Source organism: Edaphocola flava (assembly GCF_004118155.1).
In the GTDB taxonomy this organism is placed as follows: domain Bacteria; phylum Bacteroidota; class Bacteroidia; order Chitinophagales; family Chitinophagaceae; genus Edaphocola; species Edaphocola flava.
In genome coordinates this window covers 95,768-111,692 of sequence record NZ_SAIQ01000005.1, presented here as the reverse complement: position 1 = coordinate 111,692, position 15,925 = coordinate 95,768, and the positions used below count along the sequence as shown (strand labels likewise).

General features: G+C 37.7%; 16 protein-coding genes. 2 read left to right on the top strand and 14 right to left on the bottom strand.

Going from position 1 to position 15,925, the window contains the following annotated elements; translation table 11 throughout:
- Positions 1-2 precede the first annotated feature (2 nt).
- Positions 3-965 carry a hypothetical protein gene (locus tag EMP01_RS14250; RefSeq protein ID WP_129022228.1) on the top strand — a complete coding sequence of 321 codons (963 nt, stop codon included), beginning with the start codon at positions 3-5 and terminating at the stop codon, positions 963-965.
- 11 nt (positions 966-976) lie between these two features.
- Here the strand turns inward: EMP01_RS14250 and EMP01_RS14245 are convergent, their stop codons facing one another.
- The gene (locus tag EMP01_RS14245; RefSeq protein ID WP_129022227.1) at positions 977-2,167 is read right to left on the bottom strand and encodes a glycosyltransferase; all 1,191 of its coding nucleotides are present in this window, start codon (positions 2,165-2,167) and stop codon (positions 977-979) included.
- A 120-nt stretch (positions 2,168-2,287) separates the two neighbouring features.
- On the opposite strand from EMP01_RS14245, the gene EMP01_RS14240 reads away from it, so the two are divergent.
- On the top strand, positions 2,288-3,445 hold the full coding sequence (locus tag EMP01_RS14240) for a glycosyltransferase (protein WP_129022226.1): 1,158 nt from the start codon (positions 2,288-2,290) through the stop codon (positions 3,443-3,445).
- A gap of 4 nt (positions 3,446-3,449) precedes the next feature.
- On the opposite strand, the gene EMP01_RS14235 is transcribed toward EMP01_RS14240, so the two are convergent.
- The 13 genes from EMP01_RS14235 to EMP01_RS14175 all read right to left on the bottom strand — a co-directional run bounded on the left by EMP01_RS14235 (position 3,450) and on the right by EMP01_RS14175 (position 15,918).
- Positions 3,450-4,403 (bottom strand): glycosyltransferase, encoded by a 954-nt coding sequence (locus EMP01_RS14235; RefSeq protein WP_129022225.1) that lies wholly within the window; start codon positions 4,401-4,403, stop codon positions 3,450-3,452.
- Positions 4,393-5,502 (bottom strand): DegT/DnrJ/EryC1/StrS family aminotransferase, encoded by a 1,110-nt coding sequence (locus EMP01_RS14230; RefSeq protein WP_129022224.1) that lies wholly within the window; start codon positions 5,500-5,502, stop codon positions 4,393-4,395. The genes EMP01_RS14235 and EMP01_RS14230 overlap by 11 nt, the downstream gene beginning before the upstream one ends.
- Positions 5,503-5,518: 16 nt before the next feature.
- Positions 5,519-6,049, bottom strand: coding sequence for an acyltransferase (locus EMP01_RS14225; protein WP_129022223.1), 531 nt, complete (start codon positions 6,047-6,049; stop codon positions 5,519-5,521).
- 130 nt (positions 6,050-6,179) lie between these two features.
- Positions 6,180-6,593 carry a sugar 3,4-ketoisomerase gene (locus EMP01_RS14220; protein WP_129022222.1) on the bottom strand — a complete coding sequence of 138 codons (414 nt, stop codon included), beginning with the start codon at positions 6,591-6,593 and terminating at the stop codon, positions 6,180-6,182.
- Positions 6,593-6,997, bottom strand: a complete 405-nt coding sequence (locus EMP01_RS14215) for a sugar 3,4-ketoisomerase (protein WP_129022221.1) — start codon at positions 6,995-6,997, stop codon at positions 6,593-6,595. Before EMP01_RS14215 ends, EMP01_RS14220 begins: the two co-directional genes overlap by 1 nt.
- Positions 6,990-7,562, bottom strand: a complete 573-nt coding sequence (locus EMP01_RS14210) for a DapH/DapD/GlmU-related protein (RefSeq protein WP_202616089.1) — start codon at positions 7,560-7,562, stop codon at positions 6,990-6,992. The genes EMP01_RS14215 and EMP01_RS14210 overlap by 8 nt, the downstream gene beginning before the upstream one ends.
- On the bottom strand, positions 7,555-8,817 hold the full coding sequence (locus tag EMP01_RS14205) for an ABC transporter ATP-binding protein (RefSeq protein WP_129022220.1): 1,263 nt from the start codon (positions 8,815-8,817) through the stop codon (positions 7,555-7,557). The genes EMP01_RS14210 and EMP01_RS14205 overlap by 8 nt, the downstream gene beginning before the upstream one ends.
- Positions 8,818-8,828: 11 nt before the next feature.
- Positions 8,829-9,692, bottom strand: coding sequence for an ABC transporter permease (locus EMP01_RS14200; RefSeq protein WP_129022219.1), 864 nt, complete (start codon positions 9,690-9,692; stop codon positions 8,829-8,831).
- A 20-nt stretch (positions 9,693-9,712) separates the two neighbouring features.
- Positions 9,713-10,999 (bottom strand): nucleotide sugar dehydrogenase, encoded by a 1,287-nt coding sequence (locus EMP01_RS14195; RefSeq protein ID WP_129022218.1) that lies wholly within the window; start codon positions 10,997-10,999, stop codon positions 9,713-9,715.
- 67 nt (positions 11,000-11,066) lie between these two features.
- Positions 11,067-13,445, bottom strand: a complete 2,379-nt coding sequence (locus tag EMP01_RS14190) for a GumC family protein (protein WP_129022217.1) — start codon at positions 13,443-13,445, stop codon at positions 11,067-11,069.
- Between the two features lie 3 nt (positions 13,446-13,448).
- A complete protein-coding gene (locus EMP01_RS14185; RefSeq protein WP_129022216.1) occupies positions 13,449-14,243 on the bottom strand; it encodes a polysaccharide biosynthesis/export family protein in 795 nt (264 codons plus the stop codon).
- Positions 14,244-14,321: 78 nt separating this feature from the next.
- Positions 14,322-15,347, bottom strand: coding sequence for a Gfo/Idh/MocA family protein (locus EMP01_RS14180; protein ID WP_129022215.1), 1,026 nt, complete (start codon positions 15,345-15,347; stop codon positions 14,322-14,324).
- Complete coding sequence (locus EMP01_RS14175) at positions 15,340-15,918, bottom strand: acyltransferase (protein WP_129022214.1); 579 nt, start codon at positions 15,916-15,918, stop codon at positions 15,340-15,342. The genes EMP01_RS14180 and EMP01_RS14175 overlap by 8 nt, the downstream gene beginning before the upstream one ends.
- Positions 15,919-15,925: the final 7 nt, after the last annotated feature.

Below are 15,925 nucleotides of genomic sequence, written 5' to 3'. Positions count from 1 at the left end.
TTATGAAAAAGCTTTTTAAACAGCTTGCCCTGTTTATTGTACCTATATTAATCTTTCTTTGGGGTTTAGATTATCTGGTATACAGGTATTTAAAAAATACAGGAGACATTTTTGGCAATGTTGCTCCTCAATATGACCTTTATGAAGGACGTATACATGAACCTATTGTAATTTTAGGTTCGTCAAGGGCCGAAGTACATATAGATCCTAATGTTATAAAAAAGGGAACCGGATTGGATTGCTATAACCTTGGATGGAGTGGTGCTGAATCAGACCTTCTGATGTACCGCTTTAGGGAATATTGTAAATATAACCCTCTGCCGCGGCTACTTGTCATTAATCTTGATATGACAACATTTAGTGCCCATCAGGTTGCAAGGATTATAAGGGATGAGCAGCTACCATTCAATTTATACAATTTCGAAGCGTATCATTTCTATGATAAAAATATCCTCTATTACCTGATTCCTGGTATAAGATATTCAGAAAAGAGATACCTTATATACCAAACATTGCTCGTATATATGAAGCACCAACAACTGGAAAGTAAAAGATATCATGGCTTTATCAGCTCAAATTCTCCTTGGGACGATACTGAATTGAGAAAAGTGTTGCAATCAGGGCCTAACAATGTAATTATAGATAGCAGTGCGGTAAAAAGTTTTTATAATAATTTGAAGTCTTTACAAGAAAAGAATGTGCAAGTTATGTTGTATTATGCTCCTGAACATAAATCTGGCTTTCCGGTTTATAAAAACAGGGAAGAAGTTTTAGCCCTTTATCAGCAAATTGCGGGACAATTGCAGATACCTTTCATTAATTATGCTCAGGGAGACATTACTTTACATGAAAAATATTATTATAATGTCAATCACCTGAACAAAACCGGTGCAGATATATTCAGCCACATGATACTGACTGACATATTGCGCTTATTCAAAGACAAACTGCCGTTCCGGAAATAGACCAATTGAAGCTATTGCCAGAATGGAGGTACTTTCTCGGAAGACTGTTGCACCTGCTCTTCCTGTAGCGCAACTTCAAAATGGCTGCGTAGCGCGGTATCGGTAATAATACGGGTCATTTTTTCCAATTTATCCGCATCCTCAAAGGAGGTAATCAGACCGGTTTTCATATCCTGCAGTTCTTCCCGCGCTCCGGAAAAGTCGGTGCACACGATTGCCTTGTGCAAATATTTTGCCTCCAGTATAGTTACACAATGTCCTTCATATCTTGATGGCTGCAAATAAATATCTGCCTGTTTCATATACGGATAAGGATTCATCTGTTTTCCTAAAAGGAATACATGAGACTCCAGCTCCAGCTCTTGTATTTTAGCTTCCAGCCCCTGTCTGCAGTTCCCATCTCCTACTATATACCATACAAAATCCAGACCGGCATCTTTGAGCTTACGAAACGTAGACAGAAAGCCCATATGGCCTTTTTCTTCAGTCAACCGGCCAACGGTAACAATCTTATTATTTCTGCTCAGGTCCATTTCAGCGGCCGATTCATTAGATAGTGCATCTATAGTTTGATACGGAATGACATTATATCGGACTGCTGTTTTTGCAGCCAGCTCCGGTATTTTCTTTAGCAGGTGCTCTTGAACATCTTCTGAAACACAAACTATTTTATCAAACTGGTGAAACAGGTTACGGTTTATGGATACATCAAAGTAGATCTTATTAACATCAAAATGTACCCATTGGATTTTTTGTTTTGCACTTACCTTATCTAATACATAATTAGAGATAAATGTATTGGGTCCGGCATAGGCAACAGCAACATCGTATACCTCCTGCTGTTGAGGCAATGAATGCTTCATAAACTTGTAATAAAGATCAGTTCCTTTCTGCATCTTACTGCGCATATAGTATAGCATAGCCCTGAATGCGCTCAGCAAGCGGCCTTTACCCAATTGCTCCTTAGCCAGCGTCACGAAGTTAGATTCAACAGCATGACATACATCTTCAGAATGATCAATTACCTGTATACGAACATGTGCCGGGATAGCGGACAACAGTTCTCCATGCTCCCGCATCATCATTATCGTAATATCTGTGCTTTCTGGCAAGGTATCAATTAAATTGAGCAGAGACTTCTCTGTACCTCCCAGGTTCATATCGATAAGGAAGAAAAATATACGGTATAATCTCTCTGGCATGCTGTATTATTGTAAGGTTTATGGTTTATAGATTAGGTTTTTATCTTACTTTTACAGGCCGAAGTTACGTATATTGCTACAAATATGCATTCATATTGCAATGCAAACAACTAGTTACACATGCACCTGCTACTAATAACCAATACACCTCTACATCCCAATACCGGCGGTTTGGAAAGAACGACGCTCAATCTTTTTGATTACCTAATGAGTCATTCCGACATCAAGTGCTTTGTCTCTTGTCCGGAGTCTACACTTACTGATAATCGTATCACAATCATCAAAAAAATAATCACAAATGCTGAGGACATCAGGTCAGTAATAGATAACTATAAAATAGACTGCATTTTACTGCCCTATGGTCCTTGGTATACAATACTAGCACATGAAGCGGTACAGGGTAGAAACTGCAGGATTATTTCAGCACTGCACGCACGTCCGGGCAGTGGGGATAAGGCTAAGCTTTCTGATACATTTTTTGAATATAAAATCAGTAAAGGAAAGCATAAGCTATTACGTTTAAAGGAATTGACAAAACAGTTGTTGCTCAACAAAAAATACATCAATTCCAGTAAAAAGTTCTACAATCTTGCGTATGCATATTCGGATTATTATGTGTTGTTATCAGAAAGTTACATCTCTGAATTCCGCGATTATGCAGGCCTTTCTGAGATAAGCAAGCTGAAGGCGATTCCAAACGCACTTTCATTTTCCTCATTTGCAGATCAATTACTTATTCAGAAAAAAGAAAAAAGTATCCTGGTCGTTGCACGTTTATTTGAACCTAATAAGAGAGTCAGTTATGCATTACGTATCTGGCAAAAAATACAGAATCAATACCCAGATTGGCGTCTGGACATTATCGGTGCTGGACCTCATAGAGAATATTATGAATCAATGATCCTGGAATTGTCCCTGGAGCGCGCAAACTTGTTAGGTCAACAGGACTCAGAGCCATTTTACGAGCGTTCTTCAATACTGCTTATGGCCTCTACTTATGAAGGGTTTCCTATGACATTGATAGAAGCTACGCAAAAAGGTACTGTCCCTATTGCTATGGATACTTTTGGAGCGATTCATGACATTATTAAGAATGGAATCAATGGGTATATTGTTGATGACAATAACTTGGATGCGATGCAGGAACGTTTGGAGCTATTGATCAAAGACGAAGCATTGAGGCTCCGTCTGGCGGCAAATGCAGTTAAGGATAGCCACAGGTTTTCTATGGATATTATTGGCAAAGAATGGCTTAAATTATTTTATACAATAATATAGCTCCTTAATTTCTACCGCCTCTACTAATCCATATTTTCAGTATTTGTCGCAACACCTGGTACTTGCTTGCTGCTAGTATTAAATGATCTTTTACCGACAATTGATCTATGTCTTGAATACGTTTAGATATTTGCAAAGCTGTATCTCTCTGTTTATTTATGGCTGCATAAAATAAAGAGGCCCTCAATGAATTGATCAATTGGGGCATAATTGCCTCATATCCATTTCTTTTAGCAAACAATATTTTCACTTCTATTGTCGCCCAATGAAAACGGACTTGCCTAGATATACTTTTGGTGTTAGATATACTTTCTTCCATTTTGCGCCATACTGCAGTATTATCTGACAAAAAGCCCACTTTGCTTCGCTCAGAAATATAAAGCCAAACAGGATAATCTTCCATTGGAAAATCAGAAGATAAAATATCCTCATTTATTGCCTCTTGAACATAAATGGTGCGATACATTGCTGTTAGTGCAGCTACAAAGTTGCCCGATAATAATTGTCCTAAAACAATGCCCTCCGGCACCTTTTTTGAGACAATTTCTGTTTTCCCTGTTTCATCGAACAGAATGGTATAATTAGTATGAACCATCCCATAATCCGGATGCTTATCGAGAAAATCAGCTTGTTTTTGAAGCTTAAGAGGATCGATCCAGTAATCATCTCCAGCACAACATGATATATAATTACCTTTAGCCAATAATACCAGTCGCTTATAATTTTCCAAGAGTCCTACGTTTGGCGCTACCGGATGCAGGCACACTAGATCAGGATAGGCTTCTACATAGGACAAACAGATTGCTCTTGTTTGATCGGAAGAACTATCATCGCCAATAAGAATCTCTATATTAAAATCCGTTTTCTGACCAATCAGAGACTCTAATGTCTGTCTAATGGTTTCTTCCTGATTGTAACAAAGAACTAAAACACTGACCTTAGGTATATTAGGCGTCATTCCAATTATTTATTATATCTATAACGGTACTCACTTCTACATCTGTCATTACCGGACTTATTGGCAAACTTAATACTTCTTTATGTATCTGTTCAGAAATTACAAAAGATAAGTCATTCATATTCTTATAAGCTTGCTGTTTATGAGGTGGTATTGGATAATGTATTAATGTATGTATACCATTTTCGGAAAGGTATTGCTGTAATGTATTACGCGCAGCAGTTCTGATAACAAATAGATGCCACACATGTTCCAGCTCATTCCCTGGTATTTTTGGTAATACAATTGCAGGATTTGTTATTTCTTCAGTGTACCTCTTTGCAATTTCTCTACGCCGAGTATTCTCCTGATCGATATAACCCAATTTTACATCCAATACAGCTGCTTGTATTTCATCCAGCCGTGAATTGAGTCCCTGGTAGATATTAACATATTTTTGATTAGATCCATAATTAGCAATTGCTCTGATCGTATTAGCTAATACTTCATCATTACAAGTAATCGCACCAGCATCTCCTAAAGCACCCAAATTCTTGCCAGGATAAAAACTAAATCCGGCTGCATCACCAAGATTACCAGCTTTGACACCTCGATATTCCGCTCCAATGGCCTGTGCGTTATCCTCAATTACTTTTAAGTTATATTTTTGAGCTAACAGCTGCAAATCATTATTAAAAACTAGTCGACCATATAAATGTACAATAAGAATACCTTTTGTTTTAGCAGTTATTGCGGCTTCTATCTTGGAAGTATCTATGTTATAAGTATTAATATCTGGTTCAACAAGAACTGGAACTAGTCCATTATCAGAAATAGCCAATATAGAGGCTATATAAGTATTGGAAGGAACAATAATCTCGTCTCCTTTTTCCATCACACCCAATTCTATATAAGCACGTAAGATCAGGCGCAAAGCATCTAATCCATTAGCCACACCGATAGCATGTCTGCTTCCAATATATTTCTGTAAATTTTGCTCAAATATCTTCACTTCGTTTCCTAACAGATACCATCCCGAACGGAATACGTTCAAAAGTCTTGCTTCAATAGCTTCCTGATGGAGCATATTAACTTTCTGTAAATCTAGAAATTTAATCATGTGTGATTTTATTAATTTATATATTGTGAACTTGCCCACTTTTATCTTTGTAATCCATATCCAGAAGGATACCATCATTTGTAATATATCCTCGATGCACAGCTGGATTACCAAAAAAAACGAAATTATCAGGAACATCTTTAGTAACAACACTACCTGCCCCTATAAACGCATAAGCTCCGATAGTATTACCTGCAATGATAGTTGCATTTGCTCCAATTGAGGCACCTTTTCTTAAAAACGTACGTGAAAATATTTCAGGATATTGCTTAGATCTTGGTATTAAGTCATTGGTGAAGGTAACATTCGGCCCAACAAACACGTTATCTTCAATCGTAACACCATCCCAAATTTGTACCCCTGGCTTTATTGTCACATTATCTCCGATCACAACATCATTTTCTATAAAAACATTACAATTAACATTACAATTTTTACCGATTACAGCTTCTGATAATACAACACAGAATTGCCAAATCATCGTTCCGGCTCCAATATGTGTCGACTGTACGTCTGCTAATGAATGAATTTTATAATTTTCGCTCATAATATTATATTAAGCAGGTTTATATAATTATATATTCTAAATGTAGTATAAAACCTCAAAAGCAAACTAAACTAGTTATTCCGCAATTACTTCATTTAAAATAATAGTATTTCCTGCTAATCTCAGTTTTTTAACGGATCGAAGAATTTAAAAAAATATCATAATCTCTTATATAATCTGCCTCATTATAAGTATGAGAAGCCAATACCAAACAAACTGACCCTGATGAAAAATTAACTTCTGAAGCCCAAATCCCAGGTGGAATATGCAATCCGATATCTGGTCTGTTCAATAAGACCTGTCGTTTAACCTTACCATCATCTAATAAAACTTCATAAGAACCACTTGCCGCAATAAGGAATTGATGGCATTCTTTATGAGCATGTGCCCCTCTGCTTTCTCCGCCAGGAATGTCATATAAATAAAACACCCGCTTAACATCAAACGGTATATCATCTCCATTTTCTACAGCCGTAATATTACCCGAACGGTTTTTTATCTTCCGTAACTGGATCAGGTCGCAATTGTATACTGACTTCTTCATTATTGGTTGGTTTGTAAATGCAAAAATTCCTCAAAATCTCTTACATAATCATTTTCATCGTACTTCATATCTGAAGCAATAAATGCTAATGCATTAGTAGAAAAGTTCTCAATTTTCCGCCATACTTTATTGGGAACATACAATCCGTAATAAGATCGGTTCAGGGAGAAGCACATTTCTCTTGTCCCGTCATGCAGTATTACATCAAAAGATCCGGATAGTGCGATAATAAATTCCTGCTGAATTTTGAATGCATGACTTCCCCGCATCTCACCACCAGGCACGTCATAAATCCAGTACGTGCGTTTAATTTCAAATGGAATTTGCTTAAGATTTTCGAAGAAAGAGAGGTTTCCCCTAGGATCTACAATTTTAGGCAATTCTATTAACATTGGCTCATTCATAAGCTATGGTTTTAATAATCTTTGCAGGATTACCTGCAATAATCACGTTTTCAGGGAATGATTTTGTAACAACAGACGCACTGGCTACGACCGAGTTTTTGCCTATATGTACCCCTTTAAGAATAGTTACATTATTCCCGATAAAAACATTGTCGTCAATATTTACAGGAGCACAGGCATGATTTCCGCCCTGTCTCGAATCCGGATGAATTTCATGAAAATCAGAGTCTATGATGCTTACCCCAATTCCAATCAGCACATTTCTCCCAATATTTATTTCCGTACGGTCACATATAATGGAAGCAGCGTTATTAATAATAACATTATCTCCAATATTGATCCTAGCATCAGCATTTCGCACTTCTATATATGCAATGGTATCGTAAAATTTAGGAGAAGGATTGTATCCGATGATTACATTGTTACCGAAATATATTTCCCCAGCACCATTCATAATCAGTGGTTGATTTTGTGTAACAATTCCATTGATTTTGGTTGCAGTACTAAGTCTTTTAAATATAAAAATCCTTAGACTTTGGTAATATCGTCTTAATATCTTACTCAACAACATAGGAAATATTTGGTCTTACAATACCAGGCATCCTGCGTAAAAATTTTCCAGTACCAATATAATTCTCTTCAACATTGAACCTGATCACCCGATCAAGATCCATAACTACCATCGTCTGATCCTCTCCAAATAAAATACTTCCAAAATATTCTCCAGAATTAAGCATATACCCAGGTATACTAATTTTTACAGTATAACTCTTTACTTCACTATTACTTTCATTTGCAAACGGTACAAAAGCTTCAAACATATGAATATCTTCATCATTGAATATATTTATACTCAATGCTAGTGATTTATTAGCAATTTTACAATCGAAGGTTAAAGAAATAACGAAGTCATCATCTATATCAATTTCATATTTATCATCCTTCGGTGTAATGTCAATCTGACGTATCAAAAAATATCCATTTTCTAAAGGAGCATTTGCGGAAGAATGGATTAGACGCGTATCATTTTTATAACGCATCAATACGCTTTCTGTATCACCCTGCATCTGTAGCGTACCATTTTTTAAATAAACAGAACTCTTACATAGTTGTTTAATTGAAGGCAGATTATGGCTAACGAATAATACAGTTCTCCCTTCTCCACGTGCTACATCTCCCATCTTACCTAAGCACTTCTTTTGAAATTCTGCATCTCCTACAGCTAATACTTCATCAACGATTAATATCTCAGATTCTAAATGTGCTGCAACAGCAAATGCCAATCGAACATACATACCTGATGAGTAGCGCTTTACAGGAGTATCCACGTAACGTTCAACTCCTGAAAAATCTAGTATTTCATCAAATTTACGAGAGATTTCCTTTTTTGTCATTCCAAGAATCGCACCGTTCAAATAAATATTTTCACGGCCGGTCATTTCAGGATGGAAGCCTGTACCTACTTCAAGCAATGAAGCAATACGCCCATTTAGCTTGATGTTACCTGTCGTAGGTTTAGTCACTTTACTCAATATTTTCAAAAGTGTCGATTTCCCAGCACCGTTACGACCGATTATCCCAACAGTATCTCCCTGCCTGATATCTAAATTAATATCTTTTAATGCCCAAACATAGTCAGATCCTCCTTTCTTTGTCCGGTCATTGGCCTCTCCTACTTTCAGATAAGGATCATCCTTCCCTCTTACCTTATGCCACCACCTGTTCAAATCATGTGATATAGTACCGGTCCCAACTTGTCCTAAACGGTATTGTTTAGATAAGTTATCAATAGATAATGCGATATTATTGTTGCTTGACATTTTTCTTTTAATTAAACGGTATCCATAAAACCTTTCTCAACCTTATTAAAAACTAACGTTCCTATGATAAGGGTTATAACAATCACAACAGTGGAGTAAGCTAACATGCCCCAAGAAATATGACCAGCACCCAAATAACCATACTTAAAACATTCAAATATAGCAGTCAGGGGGTTTAATTCAACTAGGGGTCTTAAATTCTCAGGCATTACAGACACAGGAAAAATAACTGGGGTTGCATACATGTATAATGTTACACCAAAGGTAAGCAACATACTGAGGTCCTTATACTTAGTAGTAAGGCTGGAAAATATCATCCCTAAACCTAAAGAATAAGCAACCATTAATGCAATCAGGAATGGTGTCGCTAGTATCCACCAATTTGGCTCAATCGTACCTTTAAAAACATAATAGATTACTACCAAAATAAACAATCCAAATTGAATTGCAAACTGCATCAGATTTGAAACAACTATAGATAATGGCATGATTAAACGAGGAAAGTAAACCTTCCCAAGCATCGCTGCATTATTTTTAAAAACTGAAGAAGTGGCAGTTAAGGCGGATGAAAAATAGTTCCATAATGTCACACCACAAAGATAGAATGCAACCTGAGGTACCCCGTCAGTTGAAATTTTAGCAATATTCCCAAATACGAATGTGAAAATAATAGTAGTAAAGATCGGACTGACAAAAAACCATATTGGACCTAGTATTGTTTGTTTAAAAAAAGTAACAAAATCTCTATGTACCAACAAAAAAAGCAGGTCACGATAGCGCCAGACTTCTTTTAGATTTATATTTAGCAAACTCGTAGATGGTTCAATCACCTCCGTCCATTGTTTGTCACTATTTTGTTCATGATATGCCATCATTATATATATTAGAATTATTTTTACAGAGCCCCATCAACCGGAAAAGGTAAAAAGGACTTTACATCATAAATTACGCATTGATCATTCCTTAATTGCTTATAGTCAATAGTCAGAAAATCACTATGGGCTACTCCCAATACTATTGCATCGTATGTAGTTGTTGGTAAAGTGGTCATCAACTCCAGCCCATAGGCTTTGTGTACAAGGTTTGCATCTGCCCAGGGATCAAATATATCTACAATTATTCCGTAAGACTTCAGTTCCTGTATGACATCCACAATCTTGGTATTACGCACATCCGGACAATTCTCCTTAAATGTGATACCCATCATAAGCAAGCGGGCATTTTTAACAGCGATATCGTTCCGAATCATGCACTTTACTACTTCAGAAGCAATATACTCAGACATGCTTTCATTCATTCTCCGTGCTGCCAGGATCAAACCAGGATAGTATCCCGCTTCTTTTGCCTTTAAGGCAAGGTAATAAGGATCTACACCGATGCAGTGACCACCTGCCAGACCGGGTTTATAAGCATGGAAGTTCCATTTTGTACCCGCAGCTTCCAGTACCTCATGGGTAGGAATATTCAGTCTGTTACAAATTTTAGCCAGCTCATTCACAAAGGCTATATTAATATCCCTTTGTGCATTTTCAATGACCTTTGCAGCTTCTGCTACTTTAATCGAAGATGCCTTAAAGGTACCTGCTGTTATGATGGAACTATATAGATTATCAACAAACGTTGCGGCTTCCGGAGTGCTTCCTGAGGTCAACTTTAATATATCAGTTACTGTACGTGTTTTATCTCCGGGATTCATTCGCTCAGGAGAATAGCCTACATAAAAATCTGTATTAAAAGATTTCCCACTGCCCTCTTCCAGTAATGGTACACATACCTCTTCTGTTAAGCCAGGATAGACGGTCGATTCATAAATAACAACATCTCCATCCTTTAAATATCGCGCGACCGTCTGACTGGCCAGAATGACTGGCGACAAGTCAGGTTGATTATGATGATCTACTGGAGTAGGTACTGTTACGATATAGACGGTTGCATCCTTAATATCGGATTCCAATGCCGAAACATACAAGCCTTTTTCACCTTTGCTGGTTTGTAGAATACGCTTCAACTGATCTTTTTCTACCTCTAGCGTATCATCCGTTCCCAAACGCAATGCTTCTACCCGCTCCGTGTTGATATCGAAACCGATCACTGTATAATGCTGTGCCAATGCACAGGCCAATGGCAAGCCTACATAACCAAGTCCGATTACCGCAATTTTATGAGCTTCAATTGGAAGCATCAGGGAGTTTGTGTGTACTGTTGTCATTAAAAATTCTACGCTATACAAATACTAAAATCATCTGCTGTTATTCTTTACCCATTCTTCGCTTGAATCTGGCAAGCAGTGAATTTCTGTCCTGGTGACCGCTTTTGCGATCCTCTCCATAACCGTAACCATAACCATAACCATAACCATAACCTTGCGTATTCGCAACATTGGCATCATTCATCGCTACTACGAGATTATTTAATTTCTTATTGACACTGATATCCTTCAGGATATGCATTTGTTCTTTATAAGTATAATTATAGCGTACTACATATATAGTCGTATCTACAATATCATTCAGATTGAAGGCATCTGCTACCTGTCCGATAGGAGAAGAGTCTAATAGTACATAATCGAACTCTTGTTTCAGCATAGCCATCATCGAACGCAATTTCGGACTAAGCATCAGCTCTGAAGGGTTAGGAGGTATTGGCCCGGCCCCCATTACATACAGGTTCTTAAAATTAGGAACAGGATGAATGATCTCTCCCAGGGAGATACTATCATCAATCAGGTAATTGGTAATACCATATTGCGCTTTCATACCTATACCTAATAACATTTTCGGTCTTCTGATATCAAACTCAAGGAGGATTACTTTCTTTCCAGTCAATGCAAGACTTGCTCCAAGATTGGTTGTGAATGAGGTTTTACCTTCACCACTCATACTTGAAGTAACCAGAATAGCCTTATGATCCTGGCTTTTATGAAGAAATCGGAGGTTGGTTCGTACAAGACGGAATAACTCTGATACCGCATCACGGCTACCTTCTTTTACAACCAGCATTTGTTCATGCTCATGGTGACTGATTTCACCAATGATCGGTACATCTACAATGCTCTTCACATCATTAACGCTGGTAATCTTATTATTGAGCATTTCTTTCAGGAATACAACCCCAAGTGGTAAGAGTAATCCCAATAATATACCTCCTAAATAAATTATCTTATTTTTTGGTGATACCGGCTCCCAGTTAATCGAAGCAGGGTCTACTACTTTGGAATTCGGAGCAGTAGCTGCCGCAAGAATCAGAGTTTCCTCCTGCTTTTGTAACAGATAGCTGTATATCGCAGATTTAATACCTTGCTCCCGTTTAATACTCAGCAGCTGACGTTCGATATTAGGAGAAGCCTTTACTTTACTTTCAAAGCTAGTAGAGCTTTGGCTAAGATTACCTTTCGTGATCTCCAGGCCCCTTCTGACATTATTAATGTTCTCATTAATATTGCCTCTCATGGTACTGATTTCTGCATCAAGATTCTTCACTTGTATACTTGTCGGCTCTACTGTTGCCAGCAATTGCTTCCTTTGTGCTTGCAGTTCATTATATTTGGATGTAAGTCCTTGCAAGGTAGGATCATTGATACCTAATGTGCTCGGCACTAGAGAATAATTGTCTCTGGAGTTCATATAATTTTTCAGAGAAGCAAGGATACTTAACTGTATATTATATTGTTCTACCTGCTTTGCATAATCTGTCGCCTGATTCATGTACATTTCGGCATTATTATCCTCCACAAGTGAGTACTGGCTACGATAATTAGCTACATCACGCTCTACATCACCCAGCTCCGAAACCAGGCTACGCAACCTTCCTTCAATGAATGTGATAGTATTGTCATTTTCAATATTCTTGTCTTTTATTACCTCTACAGAATACACATCCATCAGCTTGTTCAGAACATCTACAGACTTCTGAGGTACGGCATCTACGAGATTTAACATCAGTACATTGGTATTATCCACTGAACTAACATTTAATTTACTGCTATAAACAGAAGCAATAACGGAAGGGTCATTGATTACTACTTCAAAAGTACCACTCCTGGTCTTGATCTTATTATTCAGCAAGAAGACACCACGTGCAGTTTTAAACTTTGTACCGAAAGTTGCAATGTATTTCTTCTCGTTTTCAATCCAGTAAAAGCTGTTGACATCTTTAACCTCTATCAAAGTGGCTAATCCATAAGCCGTTTTATTGTAATCAGAAACTTGTAATTCTAAAGGGAACTCATCTTTATAGAGTTCCATCTTTTTTACTTTACCTTCTACATAGTAAGTGATATTCATCTGCAGTTCCTCTATCACTTTCTGCATAATAGAGTGACTTTTCAGATACATTATTTCACTTTGTATATCCACGCCAGACATACCATTGCCACCGCCCATCATATCAGCGACCTTGGCTTGCTTATTTTCTTTCTTAACCATTAAGGTAGCAGAGGATACATACTGCTTGGTTGCATAACGTAAGTAAACAAAAGAAAGAGATGCCGCAATAATCATGCAAAGCAAAAACCATGGCCAGTGTCTAATTATCTTAAATAACCAATCTTTAATATTAAAACCTCCAGTAGATTGTATATTCTGGCTATTAGGAGTAGTTGCAGCATTACTAGGTATCAAAGGTTCCATTAATTATTTTCTTAAATTTAAGATTATACTATATACATTCAATAAAGTAGAGACAGAAGCTAACGAAAGCGTAGTGATTGCTAATCCATCTGGCTGCCCCTCTGCAGCCCGCTCCTGGCGTTTAGTAGGCTCTACAACAATCACATCATTTTGCTGCAGATAATAATATGGAGAAGATATTGCATCTGCACTATTCAAATTCAATCGTATCATCTCTCTTTGTGTACCACTTTCCCTGATTAATAATATATTGTCTTTTCGGCCTGATGATTTCACATCACCCACTTTCCCTAACGCTTCCAATATACTCGTTTTACGTTCAGAAATGTTTACAATGCCCGGAGTACCAACCTCTCCTAATACAGTTACCTGTGCATTAAGCAAACGTACATTCACAATCGGATCTTTCACCTGCCCACTGATCTTTTGCGCAACTAAGTCCCTGGCTTCTTCAAGGGTTTTGTCTGCAATATGTATCTTTCCCAGAACAGGAAAGTTTATATCTCCGTTTTTATCAACTTTATATCCTTCGCTAAGTGATGATGAAGTAATTCCAGATTTGGTAGAAGCACTTGCCAGTACCCCTTCATTAAATAATGTATTAGATTCTGCATTTAATGTGCTGACCTTAATAGAAACAACATCATCAACTTTAATCCTTTGTTCGGTTTTATTATCCAGTTTAATGGTTGTATAGGTTGAATCAGAAAGATCTTTGAAATAAGTCATGCGGTACTTGGGAGTACAGGAATGCAGGCCTAATAACAATAATGCAGAGATATATATTTTTCTTTTCATAACTGGATTTTGCGCGAAGTTAATGTTAAAATATGATTTTAGTTCCCGTTTAAGTGCAAATATAAAGCTGTTAACATATTACATGTAATTATTTCCCATCTGATACATCTGTTCAATTATTTCCACTACAGCCACCCCATCTTGCACCGGTGTGGTAATTGCAGCTTTGCCATGTAACACGTCTATTACATTCTGAATTACATATATATGATTCGCCGCAGAGCCTTTGTAATGGCCATAATCGTTTCCAGGCAAGGTATCCTGTAATGCAGGCATTGTATAATCCTGGATATGACAGTAACAAACCTTGTCCATATACTGTCCGCCCACCTGGATACTGCCTTTTTCTGCGATAATGGTCATAGAACTTTCTAAGTTCTTGTCCCAGACAGCAGTAGAAAAATTCAGATTTCCCATACCGCCCCGTTCCAGCTCAAACAACACATTACCACTATCTTCAAATGCAGTCAGCTCCTGATGGTTGAAATCATAAAACCGACTTTGCACATTCTTTATTCCTCCGAAAAGCCAATACAAGATATCTATAAAATGGGAGAATTGTGTAAACAGGGTTCCTCCATCCAGAGACTTGCTTCCGTGCCAGCTATCGGGTGTGTAATAGCGCTCATCCCGATTCCAGAAGCAATTCATCTGTACCATATGTATTTGTCCCAATACTCCGGAATCCACCACTTCTTTTAACCATACAGAAGGTGGCGAATAGCGGTTTTGCATGACTACAAATACCTTTTTGTCCACTTCTTCTGCTCTTAAAATGACTTTTTGTGCATCGATTTTAGACAATGCCAAAGGCTTTTCGATTACAACATGCTTTCTATCGTTAAGTACCTCCAGTGCTATCGGAACATGCAAGCCATTGGGTACGGCAATATTAGCAACATCAAAATCAAGTCCGGCTTTACGGAAGGCTTCATAGGAATCAAAGAACGGGATATCCGTATAAGCATCCAGCTTTAACAGAGATTTATTCTTGACATCTATCAACGCCACTAATTCTGCCTCCTCGTTGCTCCAGATCATTGCAGCATGTCGCTTACCGATATGACCGCAACCTATAACTATAAATTTTATCTTATTATTCAACTCTTATTACTTCGTTATTAATTAAAGAATAGCGCTCACCACTCTCAGTACACAAAGCTGTACCCTGCTCATCAAAAACCAGTCTTTGTCCGTAAGCACTCATCCAGCCAATTTGCTTCGCCGGATTTCCGACAACCAATGCATAAGCCGGCACATCATGCGCCACTACAGCACCTGCTCCGATAAAAGCATATGATCCAATATTATGACCGCAAATAATGGTTGCATTGGCTCCTATAGAGGCTCCTGTACCAATATGTGTTTTACGGTACTGATCTTTACGGTTTACTGCGCTTCTTGGGTTCAACACATTGGTAAATACGACTGATGGTCCTATGAATACATCATCGGCACAGTCGACACCCTCATAAATGGATACATTATTCTGCACCTTAACATTGCGCCCTAATGTAACGCCATTGGCAATAAAACAATTTTGTCCGATATTACACTCCGGCCCTAATACAGCTCCGGGCATGATATGACAAAAATGCCAGATGCGAGTGCCCGATCCTATCGAGGCTCCCGCATCTACAACTGCCGTTTCATGTACATAAAAATCTGTACCCATATATATA

Bases quoted from the DNA above. Each gene is read 5' to 3' on its own strand.
- EMP01_RS14225 (WP_129022223.1), bottom strand. From the start codon at position 6,049: ATGAGCGAAAATTATAAAATTCATTCATTAGCAGACGTACAGTCGACA.
- EMP01_RS14240 (WP_129022226.1), top strand. From the start codon at position 2,288: ATGCACCTGCTACTAATAACCAATACACCTCTACATCCCAATACCGGC.
- EMP01_RS14185 (WP_129022216.1), bottom strand. From the start codon at position 14,243: ATGAAAAGAAAAATATATATCTCTGCATTATTGTTATTAGGCCTGCAT.
- EMP01_RS14215 (WP_129022221.1), bottom strand. From the start codon at position 6,997: ATGAATGAGCCAATGTTAATAGAATTGCCTAAAATTGTAGATCCTAGG.
- EMP01_RS14235 (WP_129022225.1), bottom strand. From the start codon at position 4,403: ATGACGCCTAATATACCTAAGGTCAGTGTTTTAGTTCTTTGTTACAAT.
- EMP01_RS14205 (WP_129022220.1), bottom strand. From the start codon at position 8,817: ATGTCAAGCAACAATAATATCGCATTATCTATTGATAACTTATCTAAA.
- EMP01_RS14245 (WP_129022227.1), bottom strand. From the start codon at position 2,167: ATGCCAGAGAGATTATACCGTATATTTTTCTTCCTTATCGATATGAAC.
- EMP01_RS14195 (WP_129022218.1), bottom strand. From the start codon at position 10,999: ATGCTTCCAATTGAAGCTCATAAAATTGCGGTAATCGGACTTGGTTAT.
- EMP01_RS14230 (WP_129022224.1), bottom strand. From the start codon at position 5,502: ATGATTAAATTTCTAGATTTACAGAAAGTTAATATGCTCCATCAGGAA.
- EMP01_RS14250 (WP_129022228.1), top strand. From the start codon at position 3: ATGAAAAAGCTTTTTAAACAGCTTGCCCTGTTTATTGTACCTATATTA.
- EMP01_RS14220 (WP_129022222.1), bottom strand. From the start codon at position 6,593: ATGAAGAAGTCAGTATACAATTGCGACCTGATCCAGTTACGGAAGATA.
- EMP01_RS14200 (WP_129022219.1), bottom strand. From the start codon at position 9,692: ATGATGGCATATCATGAACAAAATAGTGACAAACAATGGACGGAGGTG.
- EMP01_RS14175 (WP_129022214.1), bottom strand. From the start codon at position 15,918: ATGGGTACAGATTTTTATGTACATGAAACGGCAGTTGTAGATGCGGGA.
- EMP01_RS14190 (WP_129022217.1), bottom strand. From the start codon at position 13,445: ATGGAACCTTTGATACCTAGTAATGCTGCAACTACTCCTAATAGCCAG.